General features: G+C 38.6%; 19 protein-coding genes. 12 read left to right on the top strand and 7 right to left on the bottom strand.

Annotated elements, in window-relative coordinates; genetic code table 11:
• The first annotated feature begins 1 nt into the window (after position 1).
• The 12 genes from O7C57_RS13900 (at position 2) to O7C57_RS13850 (ending at position 9,442) form a co-directional block, all read left to right on the top strand.
• Positions 2-829 (top strand): DUF4123 domain-containing protein, encoded by an 828-nt coding sequence (locus tag O7C57_RS13900; RefSeq protein WP_163862563.1) that lies wholly within the window; start codon positions 2-4, stop codon positions 827-829.
• Positions 829-1,341: a hypothetical protein gene (locus O7C57_RS13895; protein ID WP_163862560.1), complete on the top strand. Its 513-nt coding sequence runs from the start codon at positions 829-831 to the stop codon at positions 1,339-1,341. Before O7C57_RS13900 ends, O7C57_RS13895 begins: the two co-directional genes overlap by 1 nt.
• Positions 1,334-3,274: a DUF2235 domain-containing protein gene (locus O7C57_RS13890; protein WP_269723249.1), complete on the top strand. Its 1,941-nt coding sequence runs from the start codon at positions 1,334-1,336 to the stop codon at positions 3,272-3,274. The genes O7C57_RS13895 and O7C57_RS13890 overlap by 8 nt, the downstream gene beginning before the upstream one ends.
• A 57-nt stretch (positions 3,275-3,331) precedes the next feature.
• The gene (locus tag O7C57_RS13885; RefSeq protein WP_163862555.1) at positions 3,332-3,799 is read left to right on the top strand and encodes a hypothetical protein; all 468 of its coding nucleotides are present in this window, start codon (positions 3,332-3,334) and stop codon (positions 3,797-3,799) included.
• 103 nt (positions 3,800-3,902) lie between these two features.
• The gene (locus O7C57_RS13880) at positions 3,903-4,910 is read left to right on the top strand and encodes a type VI immunity family protein (protein WP_163862552.1); all 1,008 of its coding nucleotides are present in this window, start codon (positions 3,903-3,905) and stop codon (positions 4,908-4,910) included.
• 4 nt (positions 4,911-4,914) lie between these two features.
• Positions 4,915-6,126: a type VI immunity family protein gene (locus tag O7C57_RS13875; RefSeq protein WP_154625018.1), complete on the top strand. Its 1,212-nt coding sequence runs from the start codon at positions 4,915-4,917 to the stop codon at positions 6,124-6,126.
• A 128-nt stretch (positions 6,127-6,254) separates the two neighbouring features.
• On the top strand, positions 6,255-6,461 hold the full coding sequence (locus O7C57_RS13870; RefSeq protein ID WP_154625019.1) for a hypothetical protein: 207 nt from the start codon (positions 6,255-6,257) through the stop codon (positions 6,459-6,461).
• Positions 6,451-7,248, top strand: coding sequence for a hypothetical protein (locus tag O7C57_RS13865; RefSeq protein WP_269723248.1), 798 nt, complete (start codon positions 6,451-6,453; stop codon positions 7,246-7,248). Before O7C57_RS13870 ends, O7C57_RS13865 begins: the two co-directional genes overlap by 11 nt.
• A 208-nt stretch (positions 7,249-7,456) precedes the next feature.
• Positions 7,457-7,969: a DUF2569 family protein gene (locus tag O7C57_RS21895; protein WP_154635721.1), complete on the top strand. Its 513-nt coding sequence runs from the start codon at positions 7,457-7,459 to the stop codon at positions 7,967-7,969.
• Between the two features lie 87 nt (positions 7,970-8,056).
• The gene (locus tag O7C57_RS13860; protein WP_244316441.1) at positions 8,057-8,428 is read left to right on the top strand and encodes a hypothetical protein; all 372 of its coding nucleotides are present in this window, start codon (positions 8,057-8,059) and stop codon (positions 8,426-8,428) included.
• 74 nt (positions 8,429-8,502) lie between these two features.
• A complete protein-coding gene (locus tag O7C57_RS13855) occupies positions 8,503-9,003 on the top strand; it encodes a hypothetical protein (protein WP_269723247.1) in 501 nt (166 codons plus the stop codon).
• 151 nt (positions 9,004-9,154) lie between these two features.
• A complete protein-coding gene (locus tag O7C57_RS13850) occupies positions 9,155-9,442 on the top strand; it encodes a hypothetical protein (protein WP_154635718.1) in 288 nt (95 codons plus the stop codon).
• Between the two features lie 234 nt (positions 9,443-9,676).
• Here the strand turns inward: O7C57_RS13850 and O7C57_RS21890 are convergent, their stop codons facing one another.
• The 7 genes from O7C57_RS21890 to tssF all read right to left on the bottom strand — a co-directional run bounded on the left by O7C57_RS21890 (position 9,677) and on the right by tssF (position 16,943).
• Positions 9,677-10,054, bottom strand: a complete 378-nt coding sequence (locus O7C57_RS21890; protein ID WP_230086022.1) for a CPBP family intramembrane glutamic endopeptidase — start codon at positions 10,052-10,054, stop codon at positions 9,677-9,679.
• Positions 10,055-10,498: 444 nt separating this feature from the next.
• Positions 10,499-11,677 carry a DUF3828 domain-containing protein gene (locus O7C57_RS13845; RefSeq protein WP_154623920.1) on the bottom strand — a complete coding sequence of 393 codons (1,179 nt, stop codon included), beginning with the start codon at positions 11,675-11,677 and terminating at the stop codon, positions 10,499-10,501.
• 52 nt (positions 11,678-11,729) lie between these two features.
• Positions 11,730-13,082 (bottom strand): VasL domain-containing protein, encoded by a 1,353-nt coding sequence (locus O7C57_RS13840; RefSeq protein ID WP_196713458.1) that lies wholly within the window; start codon positions 13,080-13,082, stop codon positions 11,730-11,732.
• A 56-nt stretch (positions 13,083-13,138) separates the two neighbouring features.
• The gene (gene tssE, locus O7C57_RS13835) at positions 13,139-13,567 is read right to left on the bottom strand and encodes a type VI secretion system baseplate subunit TssE (RefSeq protein ID WP_154623921.1); all 429 of its coding nucleotides are present in this window, start codon (positions 13,565-13,567) and stop codon (positions 13,139-13,141) included.
• 2 nt (positions 13,568-13,569) lie between these two features.
• Positions 13,570-14,109 (bottom strand): type VI secretion system lipoprotein TssJ, encoded by a 540-nt coding sequence (gene tssJ, locus O7C57_RS13830; protein WP_154623922.1) that lies wholly within the window; start codon positions 14,107-14,109, stop codon positions 13,570-13,572.
• Positions 14,110-14,124: 15 nt separating this feature from the next.
• The gene (gene tssG / locus O7C57_RS13825; protein ID WP_249999075.1) at positions 14,125-15,216 is read right to left on the bottom strand and encodes a type VI secretion system baseplate subunit TssG; all 1,092 of its coding nucleotides are present in this window, start codon (positions 15,214-15,216) and stop codon (positions 14,125-14,127) included.
• Positions 15,192-16,943, bottom strand: a complete 1,752-nt coding sequence (tssF, locus tag O7C57_RS13820) for a type VI secretion system baseplate subunit TssF (RefSeq protein ID WP_269723246.1) — start codon at positions 16,941-16,943, stop codon at positions 15,192-15,194. The genes tssG and tssF overlap by 25 nt, the downstream gene beginning before the upstream one ends.
• Between the last annotated feature and the right edge of the window lie 17 nt (positions 16,944-16,960).

The raw sequence follows: 16,960 nt of genomic DNA, 5'->3' as shown, positions 1-16,960 counted from the left end.
CATGGAAAATTTAGTTCAAGCGGCAAATCAATCACAGAAAAATATTTACCTGTTAATCGAGGGCGGGGCGTTTGCCGAACAGACCATTGAGCCTTTTCAGCAAAAACATACGCGTTCTCTGTATTCCCTTTATCAGCACCCTCAGCTAATTGAAGCCAAATGGGTGGGACCCTGGCTGTATCAGGTGAAAAACAACGCAGATTTAGCCGCTGAAATGGCGCAGTTTCAGCAAGTTGCCACCGTCATTTTTTCATCATTAGCGCTCAAACCCTTGGCGATGCAATTGGCGTGGGGATGCACCTTAGTAAAACCCGATCTCGAAACGATAGTGAGCCGGTTTTATATTCATGCGGTGATGCCAGTGTTAGCCCGTTGCCAGAAAGAAGATTGGCACTACTACCTGTTTTCGGGCACAACCACGTGGTGGCACCAGACATTGTCGGGCTGGCAACCGACCGATATCGCTACTAAAGCGCAGCCCAAAACCCACGACAGAACGGTGTATTTGGATGAGACGACTTGGCAGCAAATTGATGATGATCCAGAAGTCAAAAGTGTTTTAGCCCAATGGCAACAGATGCCAATGAGCCAGCATTTTCCGCCGTGCATTCAGCGGCAGAAGGTTATCCAAACTCTCAAAAAAGCAGAGAAAGCAGGTTTAACCGAAAGTGATGATAGAACAACCTATGCTTTACTGTATTTGGAAGGTTATCAATCTCTGCTAACGCAGTTGTTAGATGCTCCCTATATAGAAAATATTCAGCAAGGGAAATACTCCCTTGCCCATGCAATAAAAGAATTTGAACGCAAAAATAAGGCGGTTATTTAATGCAGTGGATTAAACGATGTAATGAAAAATCATTATGGTTTTTATTGTTACCCTTTGTGATAGCGATTGGGATATGGAGCTTGTTTCTACCAACAGCTAGTGCGGAGACATCTATCGAAGATGAAGAAGTTCGATTAATTATTCATAATTGGCAAGATAGACCTATTTTTAATTCTAGCGTAAATAGTATTTGGGGGGGAGGGGTATCGGCTTATACTTACAATCCATATAGCAATGGTATGGGGCCAACAACATGTTGCGGCATCATTAAAGGAAAGGAGGTAATAGTCAAATGGACGCTAAGCGTTAAAGGTTCACAGTATGATGCTGGTATGCGCCCTGAAAATTATCAAATGAAGGTGCTTTTGCCTGAACGTAAGGCAGGAGAGAAAAATCTTCATGTTCATTTTCTACCCATGAAAAAAATTAAATTAGAGTGGAGCTCAAAAATAAGCTCTTCTTACAATCCCTTCGATGAAACGCAACGTTTAACGGAGGAAAGCCATGAGTAATGAAAAAAGGGCAAGCACTGACGCTATTATAGGCGCGAGTAATCGAGCAAAACATGCACGCGAGGGGAAATTAGGAAATTGTTCGAAAACATTGCACATTGGCTTATTTTTTGATGGTGTAGGCCGTAATATAGAAAAAGATAAACCTATTGGAAAAGCAAGTAATATTGCTAAATTATATGATGTGTTTAAGAGATCTGATAAGAATACAGAAAATGATATTTATTGGAAATATTATATTTCAGGCCTAGGAACTCCTTATCAAGCTCTTACGGATAAAAAGGCAGGTCAGGTCGCATCGGAAGTCTATAGTGATTTTAAAGATGAGACTAAGGATGAAATTGTCAATGCTGAGATTGATGCGTTTAAAGATATTGGTATTGATACTTTATTTGGTGGCGGTGGAGTTAAAGAGATTGAAGAATTATTATCTCCTAAAGGGCAAATGAAATTGATGGGGGAGACTCTTATCGATTATACGGCCAAAATAACCAAAAAAGGCATTGAGGCAGCACCTTTTTTAAGAGATAACGAGTTTATTGCCTATAATTTTTTGACTGGGGTTGAAACACGGATTAATGATTTAAAAGAAGTCATAAAACAGGCTTATCAAGAAGCGAAAGATACAGGTGACATTCCACTTCATCGCATATCAGTTTCAGTCTTTGGCTTTGATATGGGCGCGACACTAGCCCGATACTTTATCGGCGTATTAATTAACCAACTTTGCCAAAAAGATTATGATACGGGCCTCTATTTTTACGGGGGGATTCACGGTGGTGCTTGGGTGGATATTCCTTTTGTTGGTTTATTTGATTGCTCTCGTGACACGCCTCAAAGTGATGACAATGGGCTGGACTATGGGCTGAAAGCACTAACGATAATGGCAAAAAGCAATAAAGTGACAGAGGTTGCGGTTGATTCATTAATTACTACCGTTGCAGGGCGTAAGTACATTGACCATATGACTCCGTTACCTAAGCAAGTTAAAAAGTCTTTACATTTGATAGCTGCCCATGAAAAACGCAAATGGCGTTGTCTCTATTTAACGGGCAGAAGTGGGGAGCATCATCAAGAGGAACTATTACCTGGTTGCAGTGAGGATATTGGCGGGGGATTAAGAAATAATGAACAGAAGCCCAATGAAGAACTCGCTAAGGTCGCCTTAAACAAAATGCATTTAGCTGCGTTTCATGCAGGGGTCCCGTTTCCTGAACTCGATGAACTTCGCGAGACGGATTTCGAAACATGGCTCTATTTTCAAGATGAACAAGAAGTGAAAGGTAAAAAGGCGACGGAGTGGGTTGAATTTTACCAATCAGGTCTTCCGCTTAAAAAATTAAGTTATACAGCTTTAAATGCCCATCTTGATAGCTATTTTGCGTGGTTAGGTCAGAAACATTATGAATATAAAAATGAGTTACGAAAGTTAGAGGAGCAAGAAAAAGCTGAATTATTATCCGCAGGTTCACATCAAGGTGGTTTTAATATTTCAGCTAAGTCTAGACAAGCTGCGTTCGGTGCTTCTGAAAAAATGGCGTTATTGAAGAAAAATTGGGGTTGGTTATCAGATGTAGCAAGAATGGCATGGCAGGTCAAAACACGAAGGCTTAATCCAGTCCCTCCTGATATTTTTGATAAAATATACTGGCCCGCTAAACGTCGGGCACAATACTATATCGACTGTGGTACGGCGGGATATGATAATATGCCATTTCCGATATCATATGTTCCTGTTTCAAATGAGCTCTATAGTTGGTTTATCCACGATATACAGCGCGCAGAAGGAATAGATTATCACTATTTTTATATTCGTTTAATGGAGCCACTCTCTGGGCAGTTTGCACCGGATGAGCCTGAGGTGTATATTCCACCACAAGCCCCTCAAGGTGTTGGAAATGATTTTATATTTACCGGATTTCCTAAGTTTTAAATATAGTAGACTTTATTACTTGAACTGATCCTAATAACGACATCAAAAAGGGAGCATATGTCAGAAGGAAAAATAGGCACCGCATTTTTATATACCAAAAGAAAGTCACTTTCATTTTTTTGTTATTATATTTTAACTGCTATTTTATTGACACTATCAATTAAGGTGATTAATTCTTTATTTGTAAGTGCTAATTATCGATACACTCATGAGGCTCTATCAAAAAGTATTGACTTGGATTTGGGGTTTTCCATTTCATTTGCTTATGGTTTGGTTATTCTTATCATTTATGGTCTCGCTTATTGTACTTTTTCATTACTGGAAATTCAGCGATTGCGTAGTATTGGTTACCGACATCCGATTGCTATCTGTTTCATTATGTTCTTACTGAATAGAGTATCTAATTATTTTTATACACTAGCAGGTTTAAATTGGATTTCGATTGTTATCGGTGTTATTTCACTCATTTATTTTATTGCATTGATTTTCCTTTCGGAAAAAGAATTTTATATTTCCAATAAATAACTTATTTGATTGTTAAATAGTGAGATACCCTTGGCTATCGATGAAAGGATCGTAACTAAAATGATGAAACAGTGCCAAGAATATATTTATTGGGATGACTAATATGGAAAATGATACACAAAAAGAAGTGACATTTTTTGAAAAATTTAAAGAAGCTAGCTGGGAGTTCACTTATGGCAGTGACAAAGACATGGAGCGGAATATCGTTCAAGTAGGATTAACTGCGCTCTTTTATATTGATGAATGCTGGCGACCGGAAAAGCGTGAAGCGCTAGCCAATGCGGTTGAACGTTTCATTGATGAATTTGGTGATAAATTAAAATGGGGGTTTATTGATGATGTTAATAAACCAGAAAAGTTTGTTATAAAGGATAAATTAACTCGCATAAAACGGTTGGCAGATCTGGAGGATGATGCGGCAGAGTTACAGTGGTGTTCAGAATATTATAGAGATTTTGTAAGTAACTATCAGGTAAATGCTTTTTCACCAGCAGGCTGGTATGAACATGTTCATCGTCGTGTTTCATATATTCGCTTTTTTTTGCCAATAACCGAATTGGCAGATGAAAATGCTAATAAATTCGAACAGTTAATTTTAGATTTTTGTAATATTTTGAAACCGATGCATGGTGTAGCTGGCTTAGGAACACAACAACTTTATAACGGTAATATGTATCAATTTATCGAATGTGATATTGCCCGTCATTTTAATGGAATCGATGTTACTACTTCTGTTACTGATAGAGGACTACGTGATGGTATCCGTTCGATTAACTGGTACACGATTTTATCTGATGAGTGGGTTAATAAAATCGGCGGTGAAGCGTACCTGAAGCAACAATTTATGAATGATGATATTCATTTATTACCTTACCAAGGTGGGATTGTGATAAAAGCGGGTGAGTGGCCTGAATTAGGCTGGGTTGAACGCGATCTTTATCCGAAATTGTACGTCAAAGTCAACCATGTCTTAAAACCAATTAGAACACCGTCGTTTAAATCATTTCATTTGGGCTCAATTTCTGGCGAAATTCGGCTTGATGAACGTTTAACGAAAGAATGGCAAGAGCGATTTGACTCGGAAGGTGAGAAATTGGATAGACAAGAATAACAAAATGAATTTTTTTGAAAAATTTGAGCAAGCAAAATACGAATTTACTTATGGTGAAGAAGATGATCCTGAAAATCGTAATGTATTACAAGTCGGTTTAGTGGCATGGTTTTATTTGGATAAAGCCTATACCCAAGAAAACCGAGCCAGAATGGCGCAAGCATTTCAGCTATACCAACAAGAATATGGCGATAAATTAAAGACAGGCTATTTTGATGACCCGAATAAAGTGCTGGATTATACCCCAAAAAATACACACAACTTTGCAGAGCGTATCACCAACAGTTACGGGGATAATTGTGATTTTTTTTGGTGCTCAACTGATGGTTTTGATCATACAGGGGATTATTGGGTAGGCGCAGGCTCACCTGCTGGATGGTACGAATTAGCCCATAGCAGGGTAAGTTATTTTGGCTTTTATTTACCTGTAAGTGAGTTGAAAGATACCTCGCACTTAGCTGCATTATTAAAACAATTTTGCATTATTTTGCAGCCCATGCACGGCCTTATGGGGCTAGGTGTTCAACAATCTTTTGAAAGACATCGTTACCAACACTTAGAATACGAAATTGGACAAGAATTTTTAGGTATTGATATCACAAATAGCAATACTAACAAAGGAATGAGAAATGGTTTGCGTTCCATCAACTGGCAGACATTTTTTAACACTCAATGGTTAGATAAATTAGGTGGAATAACCCATTTAAAATCAGTTTTACAGATGCAGGGTATCGCGATAACGGAATATTTGGGGGGCGTAATTATACAGGCAGGAGAATACCCCGAATTAGGTTGGATAAAGGATAATCCTTATCCTTCACTGTATCTGGCGGTAAATGAAGCTTTAAAACCAATTCGAACGCCATATTCTGGTAGTTTAGGTTATGGTTCGATTGCGGGAGAAATTCGCTTTGATAAACGTTCAACACAGGAATGGCTTGCCCGTTTTGATAAAGAACCGTATACCCCACCGGAGTCCCTTCCATCCGCACCTGTTGAAAAAGCTAAAGAACGCGTCACTCGATATACGGATGAAATTGCACCGTATACTGGTCGTTGGGGCTGTATTGTGAATGGTACAAGTCAGTTTGTTCATCTTGAAGCCGGGAAAAAATTACCTTTTTTTGAAGATAAAAAAGGTAAAAAGCACCACGCTAATTGGTCATTATTAGAACGAGATGATAAGGGCAGTGTTTTTATTGATGTGGAGGATTAGGGGGAAACAACCCGTACCGCCCCTGTCCTTCTGAAAACGAGAAAGGTGCATTTTAATCCGTTAATTACTGCATATGTCATCTTATACGCTAAGACAACACCAAGAATATATTTATTGGGATGACTAATATGGGAAAAGATACACAAAAAGAAATGACATTTTTTGAAAAATTCGAAGAAGCTAGTTGGGAGTTCACTTATGGCAGTGACAAAGACATGGAGCGGAATATCGTTCAAGTAGGATTAACTGCGCTCTTTTATATTGATGAATGCTGGCGACCGGAAAAGTGTGAAGCGCTAGCCAATGCGGTTGAACGTTTCATTGATGAATTTTGATAAGGATGTTACGGAATATTTTATCATCCGAGACCGTGTGAAAAGTCCTAGCCAATCGCCTAATGAAGCGGGTAAATCAGTTAGACACTGGGTGGCTGAATACCAAAAAATTTTGCTAAAAAAATATTTCAATGTACCGTGGATGAATCAGCATCTGAACAGCTATTTTATTTGGCTCGGTGAAAAATTTTATGAATATCGGTTGGAATTACAGAAGCTAGAAGCCCGTAAAAGAGAAGAGTCAGGTTATGTTGGTATGACTTATGGTGCGATTCGAGCTGATAGAGACACTTTCCAAGATACATCAAAAGAAGTGGCAACATTGAAAAAACACTGGGGATGGTTGGATGACGTGAATGATGAAGCTGTTAAACTTTATCGAGATTATCATCAACGGGGTAATTATTACCGTCGAGGGGATATGCGTTTTCATCATGAAGGGTTACTGAAGAATATATGGTATCCCGCATACTGTAGAGCTGAATGGTTCATGGAGTGCCAAGTAAGTGCAAATAAAGGTTTGCCTTTCCCTCGACGTCCCTCTTGGGCTCCACCTGTCGATAACGTTTTGTTTGCTTATTTTGTGCATGATATTCAGGCAAAAGATAAAAGCGAAAGTATTACAGATAACTTTTTTGCCATTCGTAAGTTGGAGCTGCCCGGGGATGAGAAGATTAGAATTAAACAGGAAAAAATTGGGCAGCCAAAGCAAGTCAAAGAACCCACCGCTTATGATCCGAATAAAAGCATTGAGCAATTTTGGGGGCAGTTGGGTAAGCGGTTCTAATTCCCTGTTAAATTAGATGTTGGCCGTGATCACAGTAAATCAGGGAATACTTATCTTTGGTCGACCCTATATTGCCTTTGGCTTTCATGACGCATTATCCCGTTCTCGTTAACGGTGATAATTACGCCTGAAATAACCTTAATTTTATTGTGTAGAACAGTTTCAATTCTTAATGAATGAAAATAGAGTCGAATAATAAGGATGAAAAGTGGAATCCGATACAATTGAAACAAGATGGACTTGTATTGAATGTTATAATGTAGAAATAGAACCGCATGGAGATTATTGTGAGGAATGTAATAAAAAATTCTATACCCAAATAGATGGCTGGTTATGGTTTCCTTTGATTAGCTTACTGTTAACGATTGTATCATCGCTATATTATTTTTTTGATTATATGATAGCGCTAGGCTACTACGGTTCATCGACAGTAACATTAAACATAATGGCGATAATTAACTGTATTAATATCATTATATCTGTAATCACTCTACATTATTTTCTTAAGCGCTCCCATAAGATCTCTTATGTTTTTTATGGCTTCATTTCTTGGAAAATACTAGCACCCATCATTATCGGTATTAGTATTTGGCCATCATATTTTAACTGGGGATTTTCAATTTCTATAATTGTAGATGTGATATATGCTATTTTTTATGGTTTGATCTGGGGTTTTTATTTTCATAAATCAAAACGTGTCAAAAAAACATTTATATATTAATGATTCAATAAATGAAGTTTTCAAAATTTAAAACATTAATATTAACAAAATAATTAGGGTGCTATGATGTGGGATATCCATCAAACTATGAGTGATTATGTATTACTAACACAATACCTTTCTCCTCTAGAAGCAAGAATTCAGGCTGGTTTACTGAGAACTGAAGGTGTCACACCTATGTTGTTAGATGAGAATATGGTTTGGAATAACCAGATGTATTCTCAAGCTGTGGGCGGTGTTAAGTTATTAGTGAATAAAGATGAATTAACAATGGCATTAGACATTTTAGAAAAATTACATCAAGGTGAGTTTGCAATCACGGATGACGGTGAACATGAGGTGTTAGTATCGCGGCCTGTATTAAAAAATAGTATCTCAGATTATTTTAATATGACGATAGTCTTTTTGCTTTTTATTACTACCGGAATAGCATTGCCGATAGCAAAAACTAGAGTATGAAATAAGCCGTATAATAATACCTGAATTCACGAACAAAATTAATCAGATGGAATTCATAAATATGAATAAATATATTGTACTCTCTATGGTTTTATTTTTTTTCTGAGCCGTCATATTCAAAAAACATTTTTCCGATTGGAACTGATTATCCAGTTAAACAGCTTTATCAAGGAGCAGTTGCAAAACAAGTCGATCTAACCGATGAATTTACAAGAATGTTTCGCACTCGCTTCAAAGCGGCATTAAGTGGAAAAATTACTTTTGCAGGTTTGTATGCAAGTACCGTTTGGGGTTGTGGTTCAAGTGGCTGTCATTCAACTGCGTTTATTAACAAACAAACAGGGAAAGCATTAAATAAATCGTTTACGGTATATTACTCAATGCAAGGTGAGGTTATTGGTGAAAAAATTGAGTATATAGATAAATATAGTCGATTAATTATAGCTGCTGGCACTGATGAAGATACGCATGAAACCTTTCGATATTATTATTTATTGGAAAATGGAGAGTTAACGTTGATAAATAAAACTCCCATTGAAAAAATTATTGATGTTCGATTTGAGATGAATTTTTAATATTATTTTGGTTTAGCTTCGAATGCTTTATTTAGCTTTAGACTGAAATAAAATTTAAAAAATATACTTTATTGGAAATACTATGAACTTTACTAAGTTTAATGATTTAGTTTTCTTCCTGAGGAAAAGGTGGCTTCCCTTAGGTGTTAAGATGGTTGAAATTAACGATCATGAAACTCATTTTTATTATGAAGGTTTTATTCTAACTCTAGCAGATTCACTGCACCCAGAAATTGAGATGCAAATTAATCCTGATGCTGAAGATTGGGGATGTGATGAAGAAGAGATGGGGATGAATTGGGAGAGTGATTATTTGTCTATATCCGCGGCTCCAGTCGATGAAGGTGTATTTATGATAACTGTAAATGAACTTGAAGAGAAAATAAAACATCTTGAAAAATTTATGCAGGTATTTTTAGCTCAGCAGAATAAAGGCTAACAGTAGGTTTAATGATATATTTTAAATGGCTGAGACTGTGTAGCCAAAAAACTTAAAGTTCAAATTTAAAATAACATTCAACTTTTAGTTAACTTGAAATTTTTTAGGGGGATGTGAACCACTTAATAGATTATTACACTTATTAAATCACTAAAGTACCATTAATGTCATTGGGCGTGCACAATATTAATTCTGCTTAGATATATACTGATATACACAACCCAATTTAAAAAATCACATCATTTTAATATATGACATAAAAAATAATGAGTTCAATATTATAGGTAATAGCACACCGCCCGATCTCATTCGAGCAAACGTCAAAACACATGAAAGAAGAATTAGCATGATGCTCACATCATACTGGTAAATCATGATCCTCACCCAAATCGAAGGAGAAATTACATTAGTCATTGTATAAATGTGGAATATAACAAATGGTATAACAGAAAATAACCAAATGATTGTTTTGTTTTCTTTTTGGATTGCGCTAAACACAATGCCTCTAAAGATGACTTCATAAACAATGGGGCTTATGATAAATGTTAGAATGAATAACAATATGTTATTGATAACTCCCTCATCAAATATGAGGAGTTCTCTTGTAACCATATCACCGCCTAATTTAAAATAAGCAATAACAAGCACAGATAGAAGAATGGTTAGAAGAAATGGGATAACTGATTTTATTGAGAACACCCTTCCCAGCGCTATTTCACCAATGTTTTTGCTATACCATCGAAAAAATAAGAATAGTAATACAAATAGTGCAATTGATGTTAATCGGTATATTAGAATAAAAAATGCTTCTAGATGCAATGGTTCCACAATATATGCCAAAAAAAATTTGCAATAAATTATAATCAAGGTTAAACCATATTACTGCCAAAGAAATAGCTAAAAAAATTTTCAATCCATTTTTTTCTTTTATTCGAGTTGTTATGTCAGTGAAGTTCACTTATTAGAATCCTTATTGAAATTAAAAAATCAGTCTGTTTTACCATTATAATAAACAGGGATTTGCATAAAATAGCGCTAACCAATTCATTAAAATAACTATTTAACCTTAACCTCATCAATTTGATTAATCATCCATTTTCCATCCGTGTTGATTAACCGAACAATTAAATGAAGCGGATAAGGTTTTCCCTCACCTAAAATTAAATCGACAATGGCATTTTGTTTGTTAATTGACAGTACTTTGGCTTTGCGATTCTCTACCCATGAATTAAGGACATCTTGTGACTTAGTATAATAGTTAGCGCCTCCTGGTATCCACGTCCCATCCCAATTACATCCTCGTTGATCGCATTCCCTTTCTATATCACAAATGGCTTTTTGCTCTGCTGAAAATTCATCTTCATCACCATAATCACATGTGATGGAGTTTGAAATTTTATCCAAAAGTTCAGGTGTAATGAAATCAGACTCATAGTTGTGGTGAAATGAGTAGTCAGAGGGGAGTAGGTCATTATCATAAAAGTCTAAAACAACGATATCTGGCGGTATAGCTGGCAGTTCGTTAGGGTCCATTACATTAGGCACTGAAACAAGCGGTTGTGTTTGTAGCCAGCCAAACGTATGTGTCCCTGTAGAGGAATGAGTAAAGCTTACAAAATAAAAACCATTAATGGGGTCCGGGTATACTGCTTTAACGCGGTCATTTTGAATTAAGTAACGTTTATTATCTTGGCAATCAAGATCTGGCGCGGAATATATGGGGGTTCTTGGATAATTAATCAAATAGGTCTGACCCATTCTTCCTTTTTGGGTGCTTGCTTCTTCCTGCGCTAATTTATTAATTTCATCACAGTTTTTTTCCTCAGAGGCTTCCACTTGACGTGTATCTATCCAGCCAAATACCCCATTATAACTAAGAAGTATATATGTATGCTCATCATTAACAATGGGGGGTTGAGTCGTATACCCGACGAAACCTAAACGGTCCCCAGGGATCACAAATTTATTTTCATAACGGCACATTTCTGATGGAAAGGCATGAAAATAGGCCCTTTCATTACCTGTTATGATAAAAGTACTCGTGGTAGGCAGTGAAGCCCTTAATGGTGTACTATCAATCAGTGTTTGGCAGGCTATTTCGCGTTGTTGACATTGCTCATATTTATCATTGTTTTGGTTGTATTTTTCACAGTTAAAAAGTGAATCAGATGGTTGTGCTACGACAACAATGGGGTAGCTCAGAGAAAGGAATACGGGCAATAAATATTGTGTCATTTTTTTACCCCATGAATGAAAGCAGTTGGCTTAAATGTAAGTGATAGGATATTCATGATTTTTCCTGCGTATCGCGTAACAACGCATATCGATTCAGTAATTGTTTAAAATGGGTATCGATACGTTGGTATTCCGATTCAGGTACCACACCTTGTGCTTGCCGCTCTTCCAAGCGGCGAAGTTCTTCCTCAAGGGGTAAACCTTGATTAAAATGCTGGCGAGCAGTAAAAATAATCGTTTTTAGTTCAGAGCCCGTGATGTAGCTGCGCGGTTTACCGTCTAATTTGTCCAATCGTTCACTCAAATGATTAAGCTGCTCCATTCCCTGAGACCACTGCCTCATTTGCGTTGCTGAAACGGCATTGATCTGCATGGCTTGTAGCCATTTATCATTCAATACGCGCACTTCAGGTTGAGTGCCAAATTGAGTTGTCAGGTAATTGACCATATTCCAGCTATATTGCTGTGCCCAAATCGGTGATACCGCGCCCAGTTCGGTTAGATAGCGGTCAATAGCACTCAGTTTCTCATTAGAAAAAGAAGTTGTCTGGTTTGGATTAGGTTGTAATTGTTGCTCAATTATCGATGCAATATTAGGTGTAAATTCAGGTAATTGGGGTAGTACTTGCGCTAAGATATGGTTATTGACTGGTGGATGGAGAATATATAATGCCCCAGCACAAAGTGTCCCTGTAAGAACGGTGCCCAAAGCGATCCCAATACAAAGTCCCTTACGATAAGATGGCTTAGTGGGAGGCGCAGTACTAATGGTTGCATTAGCCTTAATCGATACAGGTGTTGTCGCGATATTGGCATGAAACGTAGTAGGGGGGACTTTTGGTATCTGTAACGGTGTTGGTGGGATAAAACCACTGTCTGGCGCATCGGTGCTTTCTAATTGTTTTGCTTGAGTTGTCAGTAAGTTGTGCAGCCGTTCTAGTTGGGTAAGGTGTTTTAATTCTAGAGTTTGTAGCAACTGTCCAATCTGTTTGAGGTGAGATTCGGCTTGGTAAAGTGCAGAAAGGTCGGTATAGACAGGGGGATGACTTCGTAATCCAGTGATTAATTGTTGACTCAGTGTCGCCAGAATTTCAACACGAGCGTGAATTTGTTGCGGCCAGAGCCCTTGCCAGTGCTGATTCAATAAATGTTGAAGTAGAATGAGGCCTTCATTGAGGCCAACAATACCGTTTTGGTGTTGGCGAATTAAGGTAAACCAAGCACAAGTTTGTAAGTCAGCCCCGTTTTGATTGAATAAGGATAAGCACAGCTCATGTGCACGCGTCCAGTCAATATCGGGACGAGCAGGGTGAAAGCGTTTATTTAGTTCATTTTTTAGAGCAGAAAAATCAGCTAATGTGCGTGGGTCGCCGCCTAGGCGTAATGTGTTCAAATCAGGGGTCATCATCGTCTCATGCAATTGTTGGTCTAAATCGAAGAAAAAAGCACACTTGGTAGAAATTAAATTGTGTCAAATTGTTTTTTTAAATGATGGAGTAGAATACGTCCATCAGGTACAAACTCAGTACCATAGCGGATCAACCCTTTTTCATATAGTTCCACCTCAAGGGCATAACGTAGTGTCCCAAAACTATTTTGTGGCAATAACACTAATGAGAGTGACTTGATCCTCGGTTCATACTTTAGTAGCGTTTTTGATAAAAGATTCATCATATTATGAGCTGTTCCGGGAAGCCCTTGGATAAGTTTGCTCATATCAGGCAAACCATAATCAGGCAGGTGCTCAATGCTACCTGCGCGTGCGTTAAGGATACGACGGATATTATCCATGACAGAAAGGATCACCTGATCGTGTTCAGGAATGTCATCAATCATTAGCCCCCCAGCAAAGTAGCCCGTCAACATTTCATACAGCGAAGGTTGGGACATGATCATTTTTCTCCGAGTGGCTTTAAAGTCATAGTGTTATCGAGAAGAGTAAGTAGGCGAGGCTCATCAGGTAGTAAACGTTTTTTAGGAATAATTACTCGCCAGTTGTCTGTCACAAGGTCGGGATGATGGAACATAGCAGCAACCGCGACAAATTCAGCCTCTTTTTCGAGGGGCATATCGAGAGAAATCGATTCACCAGGACGAATTCGCAGGTCTTTTTGTGTAACTAATGAGGATTTGAGTACTTGGCTATCTTTAGCGAAAAGTGTGGCATAGTCGCTTTCTGCAAAGCTTTCGAAATTTTTTAGTTGATAAACACGGATAATGGTTGATAGCGAGGTGCCAGTATCATCGGTATTTAAGGCTTCTCGTGCAACGAAATCTAAGTGTACAACTTTGACTTGTTTGTAGAAAATCGCGTTTGCAGCACTACGAGTACCATCACTGACCATTTGGGTGAGCCCACAAGCCGTGAGGTTTATCGTGGCGATTAACAATAAAGCTTTACCGAAAAATGACAATAAAAGTCTCTGTTTCATGAATATATTCCAAAATTAAAATCGATAATTAGCATAATTTGTGGTGGGTATAGGTTGTGGTGAAGGAGTCAATCGCTGATAGCGCCCCAGATTTAACACAATCAAAGGGTCATTAAGGTTAGCTTGAGGGTTTAATGCGCCCATGGCCGCAGTGCGGCCTAGTTGCACTCCTTGATGAGATTGTGTGCTTAACGCTGCATTAGGTAATAATGATCTCGGTAATTTTAGGCTGAGTCGAGCATTGACGCGCGAACCAAGATAGACATGAAGTAACGCGAGTAAATCCTGATACAACTGCCCATCAGGTAGCCAGTTGCGTGCCTCATTAAGGTTATCTGTTTGTAACATAATTAAGATTTGACTATTTACATCCGTTGCATACTGGCCTAAAACGGGTTTGTTGATTAATGTCATTGGTTTTTGACAAGATAGCTTTGATAGACTTTCTTGCTCAATACGTCTCGGGTCATGAGGTTTTACTTGTACCTGAGTATCAGGAGCGAGTAATTTCACTAGTGAAATGACTCCTTCAGCAGTGCGCGTCGGAAAACGTAATGTGCCGAGTAAAGCTAAAAAGCGCGATAGTGGTGCTTGAATATGCTGCGCTGTTCCTGGGATACCTAAGCCGATTAATCCATATAAATACTGGGAAGTTTCATCTTTACCACCCGCTAAAAAAGTGGCTGGATAGGAATATTTACGCCATATGCGATAAAACTGGGTGATGAGCCGATGGTTAAAAATATCTAGAAAATCGGTGAGTGATTCAGTGCCTTCTCGCCTCTGCGCTATGTCATCAATATAGGCAGTTGGTAGTGGAGACGTTATACCATATAAGCCTAAAAAAGTGGTTCGAATACTGGGAACGGAGCTGTTTCGATATCTATCTTCAATATCCAGCCCTTTAATTTCAGTGACTGGAAATCCCATTCCGCGATGAGGGCGAAAGCGAATGGCGTCTGTTTTTGGATCTTGAGTGCTACCTAAAGGTAGGTGTTGCTGATTATACTGCTCTAGAAGTTGACAAAACCGATAGAAATTAACTAACGGAAGGCGTGCCCCAAGAGCATCAATAATTTGATTTACTGAGGGTGATTCTCTGTCCATGTTAGGCTATTTCCTGTCGGTACAATATGTAAAGTCAGTTGATTAAATAGGTGTACATCAGTATAGAGAGCAAAAAAGCGATTAAGCATTTCACCAAAAAGATGGATATCCCCATCACCATTAAAACCACTACTGTCGAGAGTGATGTCAATAGCAATACCACGTTGCAGAAAACCTTTCTCAAAACGTTCGATAAGATGCTGTTCAACATGGAGCATGGCGTCGAGTTTACGGCTGTTGAGATCATCTTCTCGCCAATCATAAAGCGCCAAAGTGCCACGTAACACATCCACATTGTCCATCATATTAAGAAAGCTAGCACCGAGATGGCTTAATACACGCCAGTGAAACCTATCTTCAGCGGGGGGATAGCATGGTAAGGTCGGTTTGCATAAGTTATGCACCCTTAAGTGGGTTTGTAAGGTTTCTTCAGTTCTATCGAGTATTGTACTCTGTAGTGATTTGCGAGGAAGCTGCCCGTTCGTACCTGTTAATTGTAGAGATAGTGTTTCGCTTTCAAGGGATGCGATTGGGGGTTCACGCTCTCCACCTAAAATTAACCAAGTGTCATGCAAACCGTTTACGCCACGCTTAATTCGCGTATGGTAGTAATGCTCAGGAGCATTGTGACGTAGCATACCTCCACGATGGCGAAAACTACTAAAAGGCACATAATGAATATGCTCTCCTCGTCGTGTGCCATGAACCTTATCGACAGCATAAATTTCTGTATGCCCATCTTGCAAGCGGCGAGGACGCAGTAAATATTCACTTTCTAATCCGTTTACAGTGAGTGGGTCGGCCTCAACATTGAATAAATTAATTACTGGAACGCTATGTAGTTTTAAATTATCTATACTTAACGGGATGTCACTATCCCATTGTGTGTTAAGCACAATATCCAACTCAAAATGGCTAAGCTCTGTGGGGATCTGGATTTCCCCCAGTCCTTTCAAGTTGACGAAAAAAAACTTTTCACGAAAAGAAAAATACTCAAGCAGTAATTGATAACCGCTAAAGGTACTATCGGCTTTTGGCCAAAGACGGTCTTCTTCGGCAAATCCACCTGGTGAAAACCAGTATGGTAAACGAATACGATCAGGTGAAGAAGGCAAACGAATATAGGTTGCTGCAACTTGCTTTGTTAGCGCTAAGTGGAGTGCATATGTGGTTGGCACATCGCCAGCCAAATAAAAAGAAATTGTATTAAGGGAAATTTGTTTCCAGTCTGCTAGCTTTGCACAGTCGAAACGCAAACGCAAAACTGAGCGACCGTCGGGCTCAGTGGATAAATTGACCTCCGATAAGGCAATTGGGTTGAGTGTTAAATCGCGTGTTGTACGGTAGCGGCATACGGTTTTTTTGGGGCCTATAGGACGTGAAAGCACTTCAAAGCCAGCAGGGATCACTGATGAAAGCTTCATTTCCTGAATATCCGGCGATAGCTCAACAATTGACAGAGATGGAATTGTTTGCAAGTAATGTGGCCATAACAGACTTACTAGTCCTTCCGTTAACTCTGGCAAATCATCATCAATTTTTTGACGAAGTTGCCCCATTGAAAAGGCAAAACCTTCAAAGAGTCGTTCTACAAAAGGATCGGGAGTTCCGGCTTTATCTAAATCTAATAACGCTGCGCGATCAGGGTGAGCTTGAGCGAACTCTTTCGCTGCTTCACGCAAATATCGCATTTCGGCATCATAGTAGCGAAGGGTTAAATCATCCATTAGCGTGACTCTCCGTT

The sequence above is a fragment of the Providencia sp. 21OH12SH02B-Prov genome (assembly GCF_027362595.1).
Lineage (GTDB): Bacteria > Pseudomonadota > Gammaproteobacteria > Enterobacterales > Enterobacteriaceae > Providencia > Providencia zhejiangensis.
Note: the sequence above shows the minus strand (reverse complement) of the source record. Positions and strands in the feature narration are given on the sequence as shown.